Here is a 19,069-nt window from a genome sequence, read left to right as displayed (position 1 = left end):
CCAAAAAGCACTTGTTATTTACTCAAGCAAGTTTGCTGTTTCGTTACAGACTGTTAATCAGTAACGCTATTATTCAAACGGTGCTGGATCGCCGGCACCACGACGTAAAACAACGGCGTCATCGTCGCTGAAGTCAATAACTGTGGTTGGTTGCTCACCTAAGTAACCGCCATTCAAAATGACATCAACCGCATGCTCTAGGCTGTCACGAATTTCTTCAGGGTCCGATTCAGTTGTCTCGTTCCCCGGAAGAATCAGTGACGTCGACATCAATGGCTCGCCCATCGCTTCCAACAAGTCGAGTGCAATCTTGTTGTCTGGGACACGAATCCCAATCGTTTTACGCTTGGCGTTCATCAGACGCTTTGGCACTTCTTTGGTTGCTTTAAAAATAAACGTGTAAGCACCGGGCGTATGCGCCTTAAGCAGGCGGAATGCGACGTTATCTACTCGTGCGTACAGAGACAATTCAGAAAGATCACGGCATAACAACGTGAAATTGTGTTTGTCATCGATTCGACGGATCTTACAGATACGTTCAAGTGCTTGTTTATTTTCAAGCTGACAGCCCAGCGCATAGCCGGAATCTGTTGGATAAACCACCACACCGCCATTGCGAATAATCGCAACCGCTTGGGTAATTAAGCGTGCTTGTGGGTTATCTGGATGTACATAAAAAAACTGGCTCATTGTTGATCCTCGTTATCGAATCTCTCGACTCTATCATCAGAAGGAGCTGGTTCACCTAAATACTGTCATCGGTATCAGATGGTGGAACCGTTTGAAACTCCCAATCTTTCCATACTTCTTCGACCCCAGAAGGTAGCCAGAGATTACGTCCAAGTTCCATCCACGGGGATGGATAATGGAAGTCGCTGCCTTGGGAGGCTAATAGTTTGTATTGTATAGCATAATCCGCAAGTGTGCGTCTTTCTTGTTGTGCTTGTTGAGGTTGAGCTACTTCCATAGCGTCACCTTTTGCTTCAACAAATGCGGCTAACAAACGCTTAACCCACTTTGCTGTAAGGCCATATCGCGCAGGGTGTGCTAATACAGCCTGTCCGCCGGCTGCATGAATTGCCGTGACAGCATCGCTCATAGAGCACCAAGTTGGCGGCACGTAGCCTGGGTTATTGCGAGTTAGAAACTTTTTAAACACCTGCTGCATGGTTTTCGCATAACCGTTATCAACTAGCCACTTAGCAAAGTGAGCGCGAGTAATCGGCGCATCACCAGCAATCAACTTAACCTCATCGAGAACCCCTTCTCGGGTCGCTTTCTCAAGGCGCTGAGCAATCATCTCTGCACGTCCGACACGGTGTTGCTTCTGTTGTTCAATTAACGCTTTCAATTCTGGTGATTCAGGATCGACGTTTAACCCAACAATATGGATATCTTTGTTTTGCCAAACGGTTGAGATCTCGATGCCGTTAATCAACTGAATAGGAAGATTGTTATCAGCAATATAGCTGCGTGCTTCTGCAAGCCCATCAGTCGTATCATGATCTGTAATCGCTAACGCTTCGATGTTAAAGCCTAGCGCTCGGTCAATCAGTTCAGGTGGAGTAAGTCGGCCATCTGAGGCTGTTGTATGACTATGTAGATCAATTCTCATATATTCTTTTTCATTGTTTTCAATTTTTATCGTTATATTTGTGTCAACGCACTTGACCTGCAAGCACAAAACTAGTTAACTAGTACGCAAATACGAAGTATCACATTTGATAGGTTCACTATGTTACAAGAATTTAACCAAAACCATAAAGATAAAGTTTTAGAACTTTCTTCAGTAGAAGCAAGTTCAGAGCTTAATTGGTGGCGCACTTGGACAAGTTCTTGGTGGGCTAACGTGTACTTCTAGTTAAACAGTTTGTTTATAAAAAAGTTATCACTAAGCCCGCTTTCATAGCGGGCTTTTTAATTTGTCGAACATCTCACATTCAACTGACTAACAAATCAACGAATTGACCATATTCTAGATTGGGTGAACAGTATCTTTATGCGACTATGTACGACAGGAAATTTAAAGAATCATAAAGGAGGTCTTGTGAACAAGGCCATTGAAATCAAAAAGCTGGGAACCATTGAGGTCATCAATTCTTCCGTTCCTTACTCGCAAGATCCAACCAGCGTTTTTCATACTTTGTGTGAAAACAAAACAGACAGTCTGTTGTTGGAATCTGCTGAGATTGAATCTAAACAGAACCTGACAAGCCTACTCCTTATCGACTCTGCTGTTCGCATCGTATGTCGCGGACATGAAGTAACCTTTCAAGCATTGACTGAAAACGGTCAAGCGCTTATCGAACACCTAACTCAAAATGTGAAAGCAGAAATTAAATCTGACCTGACTGATAACGTTTTGACGCTGACTTTTATCGAGCCAAGCAACGAAGTAGATGAAGACTCACGTTTAAGAGAAGCCTCTTCATTCGATGCTCTACGTTTAGTGCAGCACAGCTTTGAGCAAGACGCAGATAACAAACACGCACTATTCATGGCGGGCTTATTCGCTTATGACATCGTGGCGAACTTTGAACCGCTAGGTGATGCTGAAGCAACCAACAATTGTCCTGACTTTGTCTTCTACGTAGCTGAAACACTATTGCGTTTCGACCATCAAGAGAACGAAGGCCTACTTCATGCGAGCTTGTTCGCTCAAGATGACAGCATCAAAGTACGGCTAACTGAGCGCTTAGCCGACATTCAAACTCAGTGTCAATCACTGAAAGCCATCACAGAAGTAACACCGCTCAACAACGTTGAAGCGGTACCAAGCGTTTCAGATAAAGACTTCTGCCAAACGGTTCGTGACTTAAAAGAATACGTAGTAAAAGGTGACGTATTCCAAGTGGTACCTTCACGCCGCTTCACACTGCCTTGCCCTGCTCCACTGGCTGCTTACAAAGAACTCAAGCAAAGTAACCCAAGCCCTTACATGTTCTACATGCAAGACGAGCTGTTTACTCTGTTTGGTGCTTCTCCTGAAAGTGCTCTGAAATACGAAACAGAAACTAATCAAATCGAGATTTACCCAATTGCCGGTACTCGTCGCCGCGGTAAGCGCCCGAATGGCCAAATCGATTTCGATCTAGACAGCCGTATTGAGCTTGAACTGCGCACCGACAAGAAAGAAAACGCAGAACACATGATGCTAGTAGACCTAGCGCGTAACGATGTGGCTCGTATTGCTGAAGCAGGCACTCGCCACGTAGCAGACTTGCTAAAAGTAGACCGCTACAGCCATGTGATGCACTTGGTTTCTCGTGTTGTAGGTCAGCTACGTGAAGATTTAGATGCCCTACACGCTTACCAAGCTTGTATGAACATGGGTACGCTAACGGGCGCACCAAAAATCCGTGCAATGCAGCTTATTCGTGACGTAGAAAAAACGCGCCGTGGTAGCTACGGCGGTGCAGTCGGTTACCTAACCGGCGAAGGTACTTTAGATACTTGTATCGTAATTCGCTCTGCTTACGTTGAAGATGGCATGGCACAAGTACAAGCAGGCGCGGGCGTGGTGTTCGACTCTGACCCACAAGCAGAAGCTGACGAAACTCGCGGCAAAGCTCAAGCGGTCATATCTGCGATTCAAGCAGCTCATACTAAAAACCTAACAAGTAAGAAGGAGTCGTAATCATGGCTGATATTGTATTCATCGATAACTTCGACTCGTTCACTTACAACCTTGTAGACCAGTTTCGTTCATTAGGTCACAGTGTGAAAATTTACCGTAACAACATTCCTGCAAAAGTAGTTGAAGCGGCGATCAACGAACTAGACAACCCTGTTGCACTGCTTTCACCAGGCCCTGGCGCTCCGGCTGATGCGGGCTGCATGCCTGAGCTGATTCAGCTGCTAAAAGGCAAAGTGCCAATGATTGGCATTTGCTTAGGCCACCAAGCGATTGTTGAAGCCTACGGCGGCACCGTTGCAGGCGCTGGCGAAATAATTCATGGTAAGGTGTCGATGATGGAACACCAAAACCATGCGACTTACCAAGGCTTACCTTCGCCACTGGCTATCGCTCGCTACCACTCTTTAGTAGCAACGCATGTATCTGATAGCCTAACGGTGACAGCTGAAGTCGATGATTTGGTCATGTCTGTGGTTCAAGAACAAGACAAGGTGTGTGGATTCCAATTCCACCCTGAATCAATTATGACAACTTACGGTGCAACGCTTCTTGCGAACGCTATCGAATGGGCTCTTGAGAAAAAGACGATATAGGAAACGATCATGGAACAGATTAATAAACTTTACGAACAGCAGTCTCTTACTCAAGAAGAAAGCCAACAATTATTTGATGTCATCATCAAGGGCGAACTAGACCCAATCCTGATGGCTTCTGCACTGACTGCACTTAAAATCAAAGGCGAGACGCCAGACGAAATTGCTGGCGCGGCGAAAGCACTGCTTGCCAATGCAAACCCGTTCCCACGCCCTGATTACGATTTTGCAGACATCGTAGGTACAGGTGGCGACGGTCATAACACCATTAACATTTCGACGACTTCAGCATTCGTTGCAGCCGCTTGTGGCCTAAAAGTCGCGAAGCACGGTAACCGCAGTGTATCGAGCAAATCAGGCTCTTCTGACCTACTGGATTCGTTTGGCATCAACCTAGCAATGACTGCGGAAGACACGCGTACGGCTGTCGATGAACTTGGCGTCGCATTCCTATTTGCTCCGCAATACCACGGTGGCGTGCGTCACGCGATGCCTGTTCGCCAAACCATGAAAACACGTACTATCTTCAACATCCTTGGCCCACTGATTAACCCTGCTCGCCCTAACATCGAGCTAATGGGTGTTTACAGCAAAGAGCTTGTACGCCCTATCGCGGAAACCATGCTGCAAATGGGCATGAAGCGCGCGGCGGTTGTTCACGGTAGCGGACTTGATGAAGTAGCGATTCACGGCGAAACCATCGTTGCTGAAATCAAAGATGGTGCAATTCACGAATACACAGTGACACCGGCAGATTTTGGTTTAAACACTCACCCTCTTGAAGCTATCAAGGGCGGCGAGCCAGAAGAGAACAAAGCCATCACAACCGATATCCTGACGGGTAAAGGCACTGAAGCTCAAGTTGGCGCAGTAGCCGTGAACGTTGCTCTGCTGATGCGCCTATTTGGTCACGAAGATCTAAAAGCTAATGCACAGCAAGCGATTGACGCAATGAACTCTGGCAAAGCATACGAGCTTGTACAAAAGCTTGCTGCACACGCCTAATGAACGACGGAGTTGAGACAAAGAACATGACACAGACTACCGATAAATTGTCGACCCACGTTTCAGTCAAAGAAGCTGAAATGGCGGAAGTATTAGCAAAAATCGTTCGTGATAAATACCTATGGGTTGAAGCGCGTAAGCAGACTCAACCATTGGACGAGTTTAAAGCGTCACTAACTGCAACAGACCGCAGCTTTTATGACGCTCTGAGCGGCGAGCAAACTGCTTTCATCACTGAATGTAAGAAGGCATCACCGTCAAAAGGTTTAATCCGTGACGAGTTTGATTTGGACTACATTGCATCGGTTTACAACAACCACGCAAACGCAATTTCAGTGCTGACAGACGAGAAATACTTCCAAGGTGACTTCGAGTTTTTACCTAAGGTTCGTAGCATTGCTAAGCAACCTATCCTGTGTAAAGACTTCATGGTTGATACCTACCAAGTCTACTTAGCTCGTCACTACTCAGCTGACGCAATTTTGCTAATGCTTTCGGTATTAGATGACGAAGAGTACAAAGCGCTGGCTGAAGTCGCTCACTCACTCAACATGGGTGTGCTTACTGAAGTCAGTAACGAAGAAGAACTTCACCGTGCTGTGGCTCTAAACGCTAAGGTGATCGGCATTAATAACCGTAACCTACGTGACCTTTCGACGGATCTGAACCGTACTAAAGATTTGGCTCCGCTGATTCGCGAACTGGCTCCAAACGCAGTCGTGATTTCAGAGTCTGGCATCTACACACATCAACAAGTTCGTGACCTTTCAACATTTGCAGACGGCTTCCTAATCGGCAGCTCTCTAATGGCTGAAAAGAACCTAGAATTAGCGGTTCGTAAAGTAACACTGGGTGAAAACAAGGTGTGCGGTCTAACGCATTCAGATGACGCGGCGAAAGCGTATCAAGCGGGTGCAGTATTCGGTGGTTTGATTTTCGTTGAAGCGTCTAAGCGTCATGTTGATATCGAAGCAGCTCGTTTAACCATGAGCGGCGCACCTTTGAACTACGTGGGCGTGTTCCAAAATCATAGCGTTACTGACGTTGCGAAAACGGTTTCTGAGCTAGGCCTGTTCGCTGTGCAATTGCACGGTGATGAGTCTCAAGCATATGTCGATGAGCTAAAACAATCATTACCTGAAAGCGTTGAGATTTGGAAAGCTTACGGTGTGGCTTCTGGTGATGAAAACGGTGCTAAAAGCTCGCTGCCAGAATTGCTGGAAAGCAACGTGACTCGTCATCTGCTAGATACTAAAGTGGGTTCTCAAACAGGTGGCACAGGCCAAGTGTTCGATTGGAGCCTAATCAACAACCAAAACGCAATCATGTTGGCGGGTGGCCTAAACCCAGAAAATGCTAACCAAGCGGCTAAGTTGGGCTGTTTAGGATTAGACCTCAACTCTGGCGTTGAATCCGCTCCAGGTAAAAAAGACGCAGACAAGCTGCAGCGTGCTTTTGCAGCGATTCGCAATTACTAGTCCAAACTCGGCGCTAGAAATTAGAAAGCTGAAACTAAAAACATATTTGTGAGCGTTGCCTTTTGCGAAGCTCAAGCAAGATTAAATGACTTGGTGTTAATACACACCAATAGAATTGAAGGAATAACACAATGGCTAAACTCGATGCCTACTTCGGTGAATACGGTGGTCAATACGTACCGCAGATCCTAGTGCCAGCACTAGACCAACTTGAACAAGCATTTATCGATGCACAAGCCGATCCTGAGTTCCGTAGCGAATTCATGACGCTTCTGCAAGAGTACGCAGGTCGTCCAACGGCACTAACGCTAACGCGTAACCTGACTAAAGGTACAAAAACCAAACTGTACCTAAAGCGTGAAGATCTACTTCACGGCGGTGCTCACAAGACAAACCAAGTACTTGGTCAAGCATTGCTAGCAAAACGTATGGGCAAGCAGGAAATCATCGCTGAAACTGGCGCAGGCCAACACGGCGTTGCAACCGCTCTAGCTTGTGCTCTATTAGGTCTTAAGTGTCGTGTTTACATGGGCGCAAAAGACGTTGAGCGTCAAAGCCCGAACGTGTTCCGCATGAAGCTAATGGGCGCAGAGGTTATCCCTGTTCATTCTGGCTCTTCAACACTAAAAGACGCATGTAATGAAGCACTACGTGACTGGTCTGCAACTTATGAAGACGCGCACTACCTATTGGGTACTGCGGCGGGTCCTCACCCATTCCCAACCATCGTTCGTGATTTCCAACGCATGATCGGTGAAGAAACTAAGAACCAAATTCTAGCTCGTGAAGGTCGCCTTCCTGATGCGGTTATTGCTTGTGTTGGCGGTGGTTCAAACGCTATCGGCATGTTCGCTGATTTTATTGAAGAAGAGTCTGTTCGCCTAATCGGTGTAGAGCCTGCTGGTAAAGGTATTGATACCGACCAACATGGCGCGCCACTTAAACACGGTAAAACCGGTATTTTCTTCGGCATGAAAGCGCCACTGATGCAAGATGAGAATGGCCAAGTAGAAGAGTCTTACTCTGTTTCTGCGGGTCTAGATTTCCCATCAGTTGGTCCTCAACACGCTCACCTAAATGCCATTGGCCGTGCTGAATACGACAACGTGACCGATGACGAAGCGCTAGAAGCGTTCCAATTGATTGCACGTAAAGAAGGTATTATCGCAGCGCTAGAGTCATCTCATGCTGTAGCTCACGCTGTCAAAATGGCTCACGAAGACCCTGAGAAAGAACAGCTATTAGTGGTTAATCTATCTGGTCGTGGTGACAAAGATATTTTCTCTGTACACGACATTCTTAAAGAGAAAGGAGCATTATAATGGATCGCTATCAATCACTCTTCACTCGCTTAGCTGAAAAGAATCAGGGCGCATTCGTACCATTCGTAACGGTTGGCGATCCTACCCCAGAGCAGTCTCTTAAGATCATGGAAACGCTAGTTGAAGCGGGTGCTGACGCACTTGAGCTTGGTATCCCATTCTCAGATCCGCTTGCAGATGGCCCAACAATCCAAGGCGCAAACATTCGTGCTTTAGATTCTAAAGTAACGCCAGATGTATGTTTTGATCTTATTGGTCAAATTCGCGCTAAATACCCAGAACTACCAATCGGCCTACTGATGTACGCAAACTTGGTTTACGCACGTGGTATCGAGAACTTCTACGAGCGTTGTGCTAATGCAGGTATCGATTCAGTATTGATTGCTGATGTTCCAACCAATGAAAGCGGCGAATTTGTTGCTGCTGCGAAGAAGTTTGGTGTTCACCCAATCTTTATTGCCCCACCAACAGCAAGCGATGAAACACTTCAATCAGTTTCTGAGCTAGGTGGCGGTTACACTTACCTACTTTCTCGCTCAGGCGTAACGGGTGCTGAAACAAAGGCAAATATGCCAGTAACAGCGCTGCTTGACCGCTTGAACAAGTTCGACGCGCCACCAGCATTGCTTGGTTTCGGTATCTCGGCACCAGAGCAAGTAAAAGAAGCCATTGAAGCAGGCGCTGCCGGTGCCATCTCTGGCTCAGCTGTCGTGAAAATCATTGAGAGTAACGTAGAACAACCTGAAGAAATGCTAAAAGCATTAGCTGAATTTGTTACACCAATGAAAGCTGCGACGCAAAAATAATAAATAGACTCCCACTAGTGCGATAATTTGCGCTGTGGGAGTTTTTCTCCGAGAACACGTCCAAACCCTCTAAATTGTTAAATTTATGCTAAAAACAACACTTCATACAAACCTGTAGCACATCTATAACACCTCACCAAAACATCACTATTATTTATAAAAAATAATGGCAAATTAAAAAGCAATCGTTTGCCTTAGTGCAAAAAATCATCAAGTGACATTTGATTACTGCTTTTTGATAGACTTTCACATCCGCTCATATTGATAAATGTAAAGGATACGTGTAAAACTCTTCACGAAATAATTCGCCAATGGTACATCGTACATTGGTGGGTAGTTCTGGGATTTTTATATTTAGTAGCACAGAGGTTATGGAAGTGTTAAAAGAAAAGAGTTTACTAAGCAACATCGGCGTTCAAGTCGTTATTGCAATGATCATCGGTACCCTAGTCGGAGCGATGATGGGTGAGAGTGCAACAATGTTCGCTCCACTGGGTGCTATCTTCATCAATTTGATCAAGATGCTGGTTATCCCTCTAGTAGCAGTTGCACTAATTTCAGGCGCTGCTGGCTTAGGCAATAGCTCATCTGCAGGTAAAGTTGGTGTAACTACACTGGGTTACTTTGCACTAACATCTGCACTTGCTGTAGCACTAGCACTTGTTATGGGTGAAATATTCGAACCAGGTCGTGGTATCGATGTGACTGGCGTTGAAGGCATGTTCTCTTCTGAATACGCTGCGAAGGGCGAACTTCCAACGTTCTGGGCAACCATCACTGGCATGATCCCTACCAACGTTTTCCAATCACTGAATGAAGCAAACATTCTGCAAATCCTAGTTTTCTGCTTGTTCTTTGGTATTGCGATTTCTAAACAAGCAAAAGAGAAACGTGACCCAATCATCAATGGCGTAAACGCGATTGTTGACGCTATGGTTTGGATGATCAACAAGGTTATGATCATTGCACCACTTGGCGTATTCGGCCTAATGGCAGAAGCAGTTGGTACATTCGGTTTTGGCGCACTAATGGTTGTGTTCAAACTTTTCGTCGTGTACATCGCTGCGATTCTGATCTTCGGCTTTGTGGCTTACCCACTGATGATTCAAATCTTCACTAAGACTTCTGCGAAGAAGTTCCTCGTTGCAATGAAGAAGCCTCAAGCGGTTGCACTATCAACAGCCTCTTCAATGGCGACACTACCAGTAACAATGGAAACGGTAGAGAAGGAACTTGGCGTTCGTAACTCAACGGCTTCATTCGTTCTTCCTCTAGGTGCGACGATCAACATGTCTGGTAACGCAATTTACTACGGCCTAGTTGCTATCTTCTTCGCACAGCTGTTCAACATCGACCTGTCTATGGGTGCTTACGTTGCTATCATCGTAACCTCTACGTTAGGCGCAGTTGGTCAAGCCGGTGTTCCAGGTCCTTCTTTCCTAGTAGTTGCGGTTCTTCTAGCGGCTGGTATCCCTATCGAAGGTCTACCTCTGTTGTTCGCTCTAGACCGTATCTTCGACATGATCCGTACTGCTCTGAACATCACTGGTGATGCAGCATGTGCAGTCATCGTTGACTCTCTGATCGAAGACGAAGTACAAGAAGCTGAGCTAAAGAAGCAACAAGCTTAATTAAAAGCCAATCGGCTTAATCGTAAGTTAAGCAAATTAACAATGATGTCTTTTAATAAATAAAACCGCCTTCATTGAAGGCGGTTTTTTAATTTTAAATAATCAGCAGTCCCTGAAAATCACTCGTTAACTTTCGGTATAGAACTGTCACTATTTATTATCTGCCATTAGTTTATTAAACCAAATGCGCGAGGCAACGCTAAACTAATTTCAGGAATGAACGTAATAGCCAGCAATGTGACGATCAATACGGCACAAAACGGCATGATACTTCTTATAACATTCTCAATCTTGGATCCACTGACACTACAACCTACAAATAGCGCGGTACCAACGGGTGGCGTTGCAATACCAATACATAAGTTGAAGATAATCATCATCGCGAAGTGAATTGGGTGCATACCTAAATGTTCAGCAATCGGCATAAAGATAGGGGTAAAGATCAATACGGCAGGCGTAAGATCCATAAACATCCCCACAATCAGTAGAATCAAGTTCATCAGGATAAAAATGATGATCGGATTATCTGAAATAGAGAGCATCCAATCACTGATCATTGTTGGTAGACCGGTAAAAGCCATAGCCCATGACATGATGGTTGAAGCACCAATCAAGAACAGCATGATACCCGTGACCTGAACGGTTTCTCTACAGATTATCGGAAAATGCGCCCATTTGAGGGTTCGGTAACAGAGTGACAGAATAAAAGAGTAAAGAACCGCTATACATGCCCCTTCTGTTGCAGTGAATATACCACCAATAATACCGCCAATAACAACAACAATAAGCCCTAAGCTTGGCGTTGCTTGCCAAACAATATTCAACACATCTTTCGTTGTGAAGCCGTCATTCGCACTTGTTTTGTAGCCTTTCTTTTTAGCAATGAAATAGGCTACGACCATACAGCTCAAGCCCATTAAAATACCTGGGACATAACCCGCGATAAACAGAGCCGCGACAGATGTTCCGCCCGATACCACTGAAAATACGATCAATGAATTACTCGGCGGTATCAATAATCCTGCTGGGCAGGATGCAACGTTTACTGCTGTTGCTAAATTTTTATCATAACCATCTTTTTCTAATTCAGGGCCTAAGGTTTTACCCACTGCTGCTGCTGCTGCAACGGCGGATCCTGAAACAGCGCCAAACATCATATTTGCAAAGATGTTAACGTGAAAAAGTGAGCCAGGGATCCAACCAACCAAGAGCTTTGCAAGGTTGATAAGCCGACTAGCGATACCACCCACATTCATTATATTGCCAGCGAGGATAAAGAAAGGGATTGCTAATAAACTGAAACTATCAATACCGGTAATAATTTTTTGACCCGCAGTAATACTGGCGACTTCAAACGGCAAAATGAAATACATGATCGTTAAAGATGACATGGCAATTGCAATCGCAATCGGCATGCTTATCGCGATCATGAATAAGAATAGGCCTAACAGCCAAACACCAATGGACAAATCCATAATATAGAGTCCTTTTAAAACTTACTTTTTGTTGGGTTCACAAAAAAGATCAAACGTATTCATGACCAAATAGATGAGGATAATAACGGCTGAAATCGGCAATATTGAATAAACCGTCGACATCGGTAATTGTAATGCTGGAGAGAGTTGTTGCGTGGTTCTTCCCATTAAAGCGATGCCACCTTGAAGCATGGCTAAAGAGACAAACGAACCAGAGATCACATTGATAAGTACTTGTAATGCGATATGTGCTTTACCCTTAAGATAACCATCCAATAACGTTATTGCTAAGTGTCCTTTGATACCGAATAAATAACTTGCCCCTAATAAGCCAAGCCAAACCATCGCATAACGAGCAAGTTCATCAGTCCAGTTGCTTGGGTCATTCAAAACATAACGACTAAAAACCTGCCAAGTAACTGTAACGACAAGTAACATTAATGCAAAAGAAGAGACAAAAAGAATCAACCTATCAAGTAGGTTTCTGAAAGTTGCTAACATGGTGTGATACCTCAAAAAATTTTGCCTTAGCAAAGCCAAGGCAAAATTATATTTTCACTAATACTGATTAAAGAGCTTCAATTTTTTCAATGAATGGAGCTAGTTTTGGATCTTTTTTCGCTTCATCAATCATAGGTTTAACAGCAGCGCGGAAAGGGGCTTTATCAACTTCAACAAACGTTACGCCTTCTTTCATTCCTTTCTCTTTGTTCATGTCATCTGTTGCGTCCCAGATTTTAATCTGCTCTTCAAGAGACTCTGCTGCTGCTTCTTTTAAGATTTTCTGCTCTTCTGCAGTTAATGAACCCCATTTATATTCTGAAATAATGATCACATCAGGTGTCATCATGTGCTGATCCATAGAATAAAATTTAGCGACTTCACTGTGTTTCATTTCAACTAAGCTAGAAATATTGTTTTCAGCACCATCAATTACGCCTTGCTGAAGTGCTGTGTAAACCTCATTAAAAGGGACAGGTGTCGCTTTACCACCTAATAGGTTCACCATTTCCATCATGGTTGGAGAACCAGGGACTCGAACTTTCATGCCAGCAAGATCGGCAGGTGAGTTAATTGCTTTTTTAGCGTAGAAGCTACGTGTACCTGAATCATAGAATGTAAGACCAATGAAGCCTTTACCTTCACTTGAAAGCAACATCTCTTGTGCAGCTTCACTTCGCATGAACGTTCTCATGTGTGGAACATCACGGAATAAGAAAGGCAGTGCATTAACTTTAAAAGTTGGTTCAAAAGATTCTGCTAATCCACCGTTGATTTTAGCCATATCAATCGCACCGGTAACAACTTGCTCAGCTTGGTCACGTTCAGAGCCTAGTTGACCGTTTGGGAAGATCTTAATCGTAAGGTCACCATTCGATTTTTCTTTAACCTTATCAGCCATGATCACCATCCCTTGGTGAGCCGCGCTTTCTAATGACATTGCATGCCCTAAAGTCAACGTTTTTGCTTGAACGCCAAATGCCATAAGAATTGATGCCGCTGTAATCGTCAGTAGGTGTTTTTTCATGTTCTTCTCCAGAATCCATTTTTGTAAGAGGTACAGTTTGTATATGGCACGTTATAGCTGAGCTTGAAATCTAACGTTCAATTGCATATCGCTCATAGCAGTAACGTTTCATTACAATATTCTTACCCTTATGATTTTTGTATTACAATACGATGTGAAAATAATGTGGTCTGAAGCTCATTAATCAACCAGAGAGATGGTTTGATTGTGATATCAATCATACTTGCTATACCACCCTGTCATTTAGATCGTAAAACGACCTAATTTAGCGCTAATTTGTAATTTTCGTTGATTTTTAAAGCAGACACAAAAAGCCTTAGTTACAAATAGCACAATATCTTTGTGTTATTTTAAGACTTAATTTGTACAGGTTACCTAGAGATATGGCATAAGTTGGAAAGGTCTCTAACTAGAAACAAGTGAGTTAGAAATAGCTTGAAATAGAACATAAGTTGAAGATTAAGCTGAAAAAGTACTGATTTAAACTGACTATTCGAGCCAGAGTTAACATTCCGTAACAGAGCAACAGAAGACGTCTTGCCATATTTGACTATCCATATTTAACCATATAGATAGAATAGAAAATCCGAGGGCCAACTTGCCCTCGGATTAAGCTTTCGAGAAGAAGGTTTCAATCAACTGAAACCACCCCATTCATTATGTTGGATCTAAAAAAGCTGTCTGATCTTTGGCTATAAATCACTGCCATAGATATCAAACGTGAAGTACTTGGCAGCAATTTTGTCATAAGTACCGTTAGCTCTGATCTCTTCAATCGCAACATTGAATTGATTAGCTAGCTTCGAATCCTGCTTTCTAAGTGCTAACGCAGTACCCTCACCGATATAGGCTTTATCCGTTACGGCTTTACCCTTGAATTCAAAACCCTCACCTTCTTTCTTATCTAAGAAAGCCAGTGAAAGTTGATCTGAATTACCAAAAGTCACATCTAAGCGACCATTTTGCAGGTCCAAATAAACTTCATCTTGCCCAGTATAACGCTTGATGTTTGCGACATCCCCAAACTTGTCGGTTACGTAACGATCGTGAATCGTTCCTTGCTGTACTCCAATAGTTTTACCATCGAGACCTTGCTTATCAATATCAAACTTTGCACTTTTGGCTGCAACAAACACAGCGGGTGTTTGGTAGTACTTATCCGTAAACAATATTTTGCTTTTACGTTCTTCGGTAATGCGCATAGACGCCATAATCACATCTGACTTTCTTGCTAATAAGCTAGGAATTAATGAATCCCAGCTTTGCGAAACCCAAGTACACTCTAATTTTGCCTGTTCACACAAGGCGTCAGCTATTTCAATATCAAAGCCAACAGGTACGCCTTCGCTATTTTTATAATTGAATGGCGGATACGTAAAATCTGACGCCAAACGGATTTCTTTTGCCTGTACAGTGGTACCAAGTAAAGCGGCCGCACAAGCGATTCCTAGTATTATCTTTTTCATCATTGCCATCCTAGATATGATTTTTATCAAGTTGAAATTGAGGTTCTTGAGATTGTTGTTTCTGTTGTAACTGTGCTTGGTAGCTTGCTAGTGACGCTATAACTTCAGTCATACTCTCAGGGCTACCAATAGTGATACGAACACAGTTGCGTAATGCAGGTTCATGGTTTTGGTTCCTGGTCACAATGCCATCTTTCGCCAATACACTGAACACTTCATGCCCTGGCTTTTGGCGTAATAAAATGAAGTTGGTCGATGATGGATAGACATGTTCTATGAAATCAAACTGCGTTAGCTCGTCAGCAAAGCGGTCACGTAACTCCACAAGCTTTGAAGTTGCATCTGACATCACCAAGATTCGTTCAGCAGATAAAGCCTCCAATACAATTTGAGAAGAGCAATCAGGCATTGGGTAAGGCGGAATAAGCTTAGCGACATACTGCATCACATTTTTACTCGCCAGAATAAAACCACAACGAACAGCTGCTAATCCAAACGCTTTCGACAAAGTACGAATCACCACTAGATGAGGATAACGCTCAATAAGGCTCACCGCCGACGTCTGAGGTTCAAATTCAATATACGCTTCATCCACCACCACCAAAGATTTACCTTCGGTTCCCTCAAGCACCTGAATCAAATCTGATTTAGGAATCACGTTACCCGTCGGGTTATTTGGTGAACACAGAAAAACAATATTTGCTCGATCGGCTTTTTTGACGATATCAGCGACATCTAGGCTAAAATCTTCCTGTAATGGGGAGTCGAGTGTTTCAATCGCCAATGCGTCGGCACAAAATTCATACATCGCGTACGTTGGGGAGCAAATCAGTATATTATCGCTCGCTGGTTTGCAGAATGTTCTGATCAGCAAATCAATCGCTTCATCTGCTCCTCGAACGGCTAAGGTCTCGGCATCAGTTCCACAATAAGCTTGGTAAGCCTTGGCAATATCTTGCGGAAAAAAATCTGGATAACGGTTATAACTAGTCTCGTTTTGAAACAAAGCGCTTTCCAACTCGTTGGCATTTAACCAAACACGTCCGTCACCACCAATTCTTCTTGCCGATTGATAAGGTATTAATTTTTTTACAGCCTGAGGCACTAAGTTGTCAATAAATGATGTCAAAGAACTATCCCTTCCACTCAATCACAATGTCTTCACCACTTGCCTTCATATTCAAAATAGATGCGTTATACACATATTGAATCACAAATGATGAGTAAGTATTTGCATTCAAACAGAACACTATTGATAAATGAATCGAAATAATTACATAATAGCCATGATTAAAATTCATAGGTATAGACATGAATAACACGTTGCCTTCAACTAAAACCTTGCTCGCCTTTCTGTCAACGGCAAGGCATCTCAACTTTACACGCGCGGCACATGAACTCAATGTCACGCAAGGCGCGGTGAGTCGGCAAGTTTTGACGTTTGAAGAAAATCTTGGGTGCGACCTTTTCTATCGTCATGCTCGGGGGTTGTCATTAACACCCAAAGGAGAAGAACTGGTTCCGCTCATCCAAGATACAATTCAGCGACTGCAATCCGCACTGAACCAAGTGGCGAGTTCCCCTTCCAAAATTAAGCTAAACGCACCGAGTTGCATTACCTCTTGGTTGCTACCAAAACTGATGTCTTTTCAAGAAGCCTACCCTGAGATTGATGTTGAGCTCACTTCTACCATCAAGCATGTTTTTGAGCCAAGTTTTGACCCGTTCGATGCCGTGATTACCTATGGCAAGAAGCCGAGCCAACAATCGATCGTCAGCCAGTTATTGTTCAACGAGCAACTCGCACCCGTCTGCCAAGCGCAAAGCATCAAACCCAATCACCTTACCAGTGGTTCCTCTTCTCTAATCAAACCGCACCAACTCGCTCACTACACGTGGTTACACGCCAACAATGAACAAAGTGATTGGCGACTTTGGTTGGAGCACATAGGAAGTCATGACCTTTCGAGCAAGAATAACCAACAGTTCGCGACACTCGATCAAGCGATGAATGCAGCTATTCAAGGATTTGGAATTGCGATAGGCGACATCACGCTTGCCAAGCAAGATATTGATTTAGGCAGATTAGTCAAAGTGAGTGAAGACAGTGTCTTTTCAGGAAATGGTTACTTCTTAATTCAGCCCAAGAATCGCCAAAATGTATCCCTAACTACATTGGTCGAGTGGCTTGTCGGTTAACAACGGGGAAATTGCCAAGCTCAAAGACCATAAGGCTTCAGTAAAGCGTCATAATGAGAATGACAACGTTCTCAAAATAAAACTATTTTCCGTCAGCGACGTATTGTTTGGTTGAGAACAGAATTAGCTTTCATTTAACTGATTGAAAAAAGAATCAATTCAATTTGATAACAGAAATATTCTGTGTCTGTGACCCAAATGGCATTCGAATTGCTTTGTCATAGATAACCCAAACAATTTACAGCAGGTTGTCTTTTCTTCGCACCCTGTCACGGAGGATAGGCTATGACCTTACAAAGACATACATATTACGGCTTAATTCACCATGGGGTTAAAACCTTATTAATGGATAGAATCGGCCACTTCACAGAGCGTGAATATCACGAGTTTCTCGACCTAACGACTGGCAAATCAACCTGTTTTGCGATGAGCGAGCAAGAACTCGAAAATACGCTAGATGATTTGAAAAGTGAGGGTTACCTTGAAGACATCAAGAAACTGATACCTCGCTACCAAACCACATCAATGCGATAACTGGCTTGAAATCGTTATAAACGATTAGCGGTTAGATGGAATTAATTGTTACCCAATTGTCTCGGGCTATTTAGCATCGGGACAGTTTTCGTTAGACTGTTGGCAACTCAACTAACTGGACATTCAGTGCCACATGAAACAAATTCTTGATTTCATTCCTCTCATTATTTTCTTTGCGCTGTATAAGATGTACGACATCTACACAGCTACAGGCGCATTGATTGTTGCTTCCGCAGTACAAATCGTTTTGACGTACATTATCTACAAGAAAGTAGAGAAAATGCAGATCATCACATTTTTGATGGTTGCCGTATTTGGTGGCATGACCATCTTTCTGCATGATGATAACTTCATAAAATGGAAAGTAACCATCGTTTATGCATTGTTCGCTATCGGCCTGACCGTCAGTCACCTAATGGGCAAGTCAGCGATTAAAGGCATGCTGGGTAAAGAGATCACACTTCCTGAAGCGGTATGGAGCAAGATCAACTGGGCTTGGACTTTATTCTTTACTCTATGTGCCATTCTCAACGTTTACGTTGCTTTCAGCCTACCCTTGGATGTTTGGGTAAACTTCAAAGTGTTTGGCTTACTGATCGCTACTTTTGCATTTACCTTGCTAACGGGTGTCTACATCTATAAGCATCTACCAAAAGATCAGCAGAACGAGTTAACGGATAAAAATACCGACGAGAAGTAACCCTAAGGGATGAGTCCTCATCCCCTTTTTGATACAATTATTATCAATATGCTATTTAACAGTGGCCAATGATACTCGTGATCATTGGCCACTGATTGTTTGTGTTCGGTGAATACGTTAAAAATACGACCACCGCGAGCGCGGCAAACACATCTATTTAAATTTAAAACAATCAATACCATTAAGAGTACAACAATGACTATTCAATCAACTTTGAACCCGATTGGTTCTTTACTTCTTCGCACATTGGCGATGCCTTCTGATACCAATGCAGCAGGCCAGATTTTCGGTGGTTGGATAATGTCTCAGCTTGACCTTGCTGGCGGCATACTGGCGAAGGAGATCTCTAACGGCAAGATTGTCACTGTTTCAGTATCGAGTATTGAGTTCAAACAGCCGGTTTCAGTGGGTGATGTTGTGTGTGTTTATGGTGACTGCACCAAGATTGGCCGTAGCTCGATGAATATCGACCTAGAAGTGTGGGTTAAGCCTGTACTTGATCACGGCATCGGCGACCGATATAAGGTTTGTGGAGCAACGTTCAACTACGTTGCTGTCGATGAGGGTGGTAAGCCTCGCCCGATCAATAAATAGTACTTTTCACCAAGCTGCTAATGTAGACGGTCTTTAGTTTCAACGAATGAAATCGCTAAAGACCATACTTCTCTCTCGCACCATTTCACAATTTCTTATCA

19 protein-coding genes and 1 other annotated feature are annotated in these 19,069 nt (G+C 43.6%); of the genes, 12 read left to right on the top strand and 7 right to left on the bottom strand.

What is annotated here, in order from left to right; translation table 11 throughout:
- Positions 1-69: 69 nt before the first annotated feature.
- Positions 70-690, bottom strand: coding sequence for an L-threonylcarbamoyladenylate synthase (locus tag L8S15_RS12520; RefSeq protein WP_009848751.1), 621 nt, complete (start codon positions 688-690; stop codon positions 70-72).
- Positions 691-745: 55 nt separating this feature from the next.
- The gene (locus L8S15_RS12515; protein ID WP_016768369.1) at positions 746-1,615 is read right to left on the bottom strand and encodes a PHP domain-containing protein; all 870 of its coding nucleotides are present in this window, start codon (positions 1,613-1,615) and stop codon (positions 746-748) included.
- A gap of 120 nt (positions 1,616-1,735) precedes the next feature.
- Here L8S15_RS12515 and L8S15_RS12510 point away from each other — a divergent pair, with 120 nt between their 5' ends.
- The 8 genes from L8S15_RS12510 (at position 1,736) to L8S15_RS12475 (ending at position 10,472) form a co-directional block, all read left to right on the top strand.
- Complete coding sequence (locus L8S15_RS12510) at positions 1,736-1,861, top strand: trp operon leader peptide (RefSeq protein ID WP_009848753.1); 126 nt, start codon at positions 1,736-1,738, stop codon at positions 1,859-1,861.
- Positions 1,808-1,922: a sequence feature (Trp leader region), on the top strand. Its footprint overlaps the gene before it by 54 nt.
- A 125-nt stretch (positions 1,923-2,047) precedes the next feature.
- Positions 2,048-3,637 (top strand): anthranilate synthase component 1, encoded by a 1,590-nt coding sequence (locus L8S15_RS12505; protein WP_016768370.1) that lies wholly within the window; start codon positions 2,048-2,050, stop codon positions 3,635-3,637.
- Between the two features lie 2 nt (positions 3,638-3,639).
- Positions 3,640-4,230 carry an aminodeoxychorismate/anthranilate synthase component II gene (locus L8S15_RS12500; protein WP_010438041.1) on the top strand — a complete coding sequence of 197 codons (591 nt, stop codon included), beginning with the start codon at positions 3,640-3,642 and terminating at the stop codon, positions 4,228-4,230.
- 9 nt (positions 4,231-4,239) lie between these two features.
- Positions 4,240-5,235, top strand: a complete 996-nt coding sequence (trpD, locus tag L8S15_RS12495; protein ID WP_012604340.1) for an anthranilate phosphoribosyltransferase — start codon at positions 4,240-4,242, stop codon at positions 5,233-5,235.
- Between the two features lie 26 nt (positions 5,236-5,261).
- Positions 5,262-6,713, top strand: coding sequence for a bifunctional indole-3-glycerol-phosphate synthase TrpC/phosphoribosylanthranilate isomerase TrpF (gene trpCF, locus L8S15_RS12490; RefSeq protein ID WP_280573349.1), 1,452 nt, complete (start codon positions 5,262-5,264; stop codon positions 6,711-6,713).
- 131 nt (positions 6,714-6,844) lie between these two features.
- Positions 6,845-8,035, top strand: a complete 1,191-nt coding sequence (gene trpB, locus L8S15_RS12485; protein ID WP_102392579.1) for a tryptophan synthase subunit beta — start codon at positions 6,845-6,847, stop codon at positions 8,033-8,035.
- Positions 8,035-8,841 carry a tryptophan synthase subunit alpha gene (gene trpA / locus L8S15_RS12480; protein ID WP_280573343.1) on the top strand — a complete coding sequence of 269 codons (807 nt, stop codon included), beginning with the start codon at positions 8,035-8,037 and terminating at the stop codon, positions 8,839-8,841. Before trpB ends, trpA begins: the two co-directional genes overlap by 1 nt.
- A gap of 371 nt (positions 8,842-9,212) precedes the next feature.
- Entirely contained in the window at positions 9,213-10,472 is a 1,260-nt protein-coding gene (locus L8S15_RS12475; protein WP_010438028.1) for a dicarboxylate/amino acid:cation symporter, read from the top strand.
- A 167-nt stretch (positions 10,473-10,639) separates the two neighbouring features.
- Here L8S15_RS12475 and L8S15_RS12470 read toward each other — a convergent pair whose 3' ends face one another.
- The 5 genes from L8S15_RS12470 to hisC form a co-directional block, all read right to left on the bottom strand.
- Complete coding sequence (locus L8S15_RS12470; RefSeq protein WP_010438025.1) at positions 10,640-11,947, bottom strand: TRAP transporter large permease; 1,308 nt, start codon at positions 11,945-11,947, stop codon at positions 10,640-10,642.
- A gap of 21 nt (positions 11,948-11,968) precedes the next feature.
- Positions 11,969-12,448 carry a TRAP transporter small permease gene (locus L8S15_RS12465; RefSeq protein ID WP_010438022.1) on the bottom strand — a complete coding sequence of 160 codons (480 nt, stop codon included), beginning with the start codon at positions 12,446-12,448 and terminating at the stop codon, positions 11,969-11,971.
- 67 nt (positions 12,449-12,515) lie between these two features.
- Positions 12,516-13,475 carry a TRAP transporter substrate-binding protein gene (locus L8S15_RS12460; RefSeq protein WP_010438019.1) on the bottom strand — a complete coding sequence of 320 codons (960 nt, stop codon included), beginning with the start codon at positions 13,473-13,475 and terminating at the stop codon, positions 12,516-12,518.
- A gap of 692 nt (positions 13,476-14,167) precedes the next feature.
- Positions 14,168-14,941, bottom strand: a complete 774-nt coding sequence (locus tag L8S15_RS12455; protein ID WP_010438016.1) for an ABC transporter substrate-binding protein — start codon at positions 14,939-14,941, stop codon at positions 14,168-14,170.
- A 10-nt stretch (positions 14,942-14,951) separates the two neighbouring features.
- Positions 14,952-16,070 carry a histidinol-phosphate transaminase gene (hisC, locus tag L8S15_RS12450; RefSeq protein ID WP_016783865.1) on the bottom strand — a complete coding sequence of 373 codons (1,119 nt, stop codon included), beginning with the start codon at positions 16,068-16,070 and terminating at the stop codon, positions 14,952-14,954.
- Between the two features lie 182 nt (positions 16,071-16,252).
- Here hisC and L8S15_RS12445 point away from each other — a divergent pair, with 182 nt between their 5' ends.
- From L8S15_RS12445 to yciA, 4 genes are all read left to right on the top strand, one after another.
- The gene (locus L8S15_RS12445; RefSeq protein ID WP_010438010.1) at positions 16,253-17,140 is read left to right on the top strand and encodes a LysR substrate-binding domain-containing protein; all 888 of its coding nucleotides are present in this window, start codon (positions 16,253-16,255) and stop codon (positions 17,138-17,140) included.
- Positions 17,141-17,425: 285 nt separating this feature from the next.
- On the top strand, positions 17,426-17,674 hold the full coding sequence (locus tag L8S15_RS12440; RefSeq protein WP_010438008.1) for a hypothetical protein: 249 nt from the start codon (positions 17,426-17,428) through the stop codon (positions 17,672-17,674).
- A gap of 133 nt (positions 17,675-17,807) precedes the next feature.
- Positions 17,808-18,374: a septation protein A gene (locus L8S15_RS12435; protein ID WP_016768375.1), complete on the top strand. Its 567-nt coding sequence runs from the start codon at positions 17,808-17,810 to the stop codon at positions 18,372-18,374.
- Positions 18,375-18,569: 195 nt separating this feature from the next.
- Complete coding sequence (yciA, locus tag L8S15_RS12430) at positions 18,570-18,968, top strand: acyl-CoA thioester hydrolase YciA (RefSeq protein WP_010438001.1); 399 nt, start codon at positions 18,570-18,572, stop codon at positions 18,966-18,968.
- Positions 18,969-19,069: the final 101 nt, after the last annotated feature.

The sequence above is a fragment of the Vibrio sp. S/42/10 genome (assembly GCF_029890535.1).
Lineage (GTDB): Bacteria > Pseudomonadota > Gammaproteobacteria > Enterobacterales > Vibrionaceae > Vibrio > Vibrio cyclitrophicus.
The sequence above is the reverse complement of the archived record's forward strand: the minus strand, read 5'-3'. Positions and strand labels throughout refer to the sequence as shown.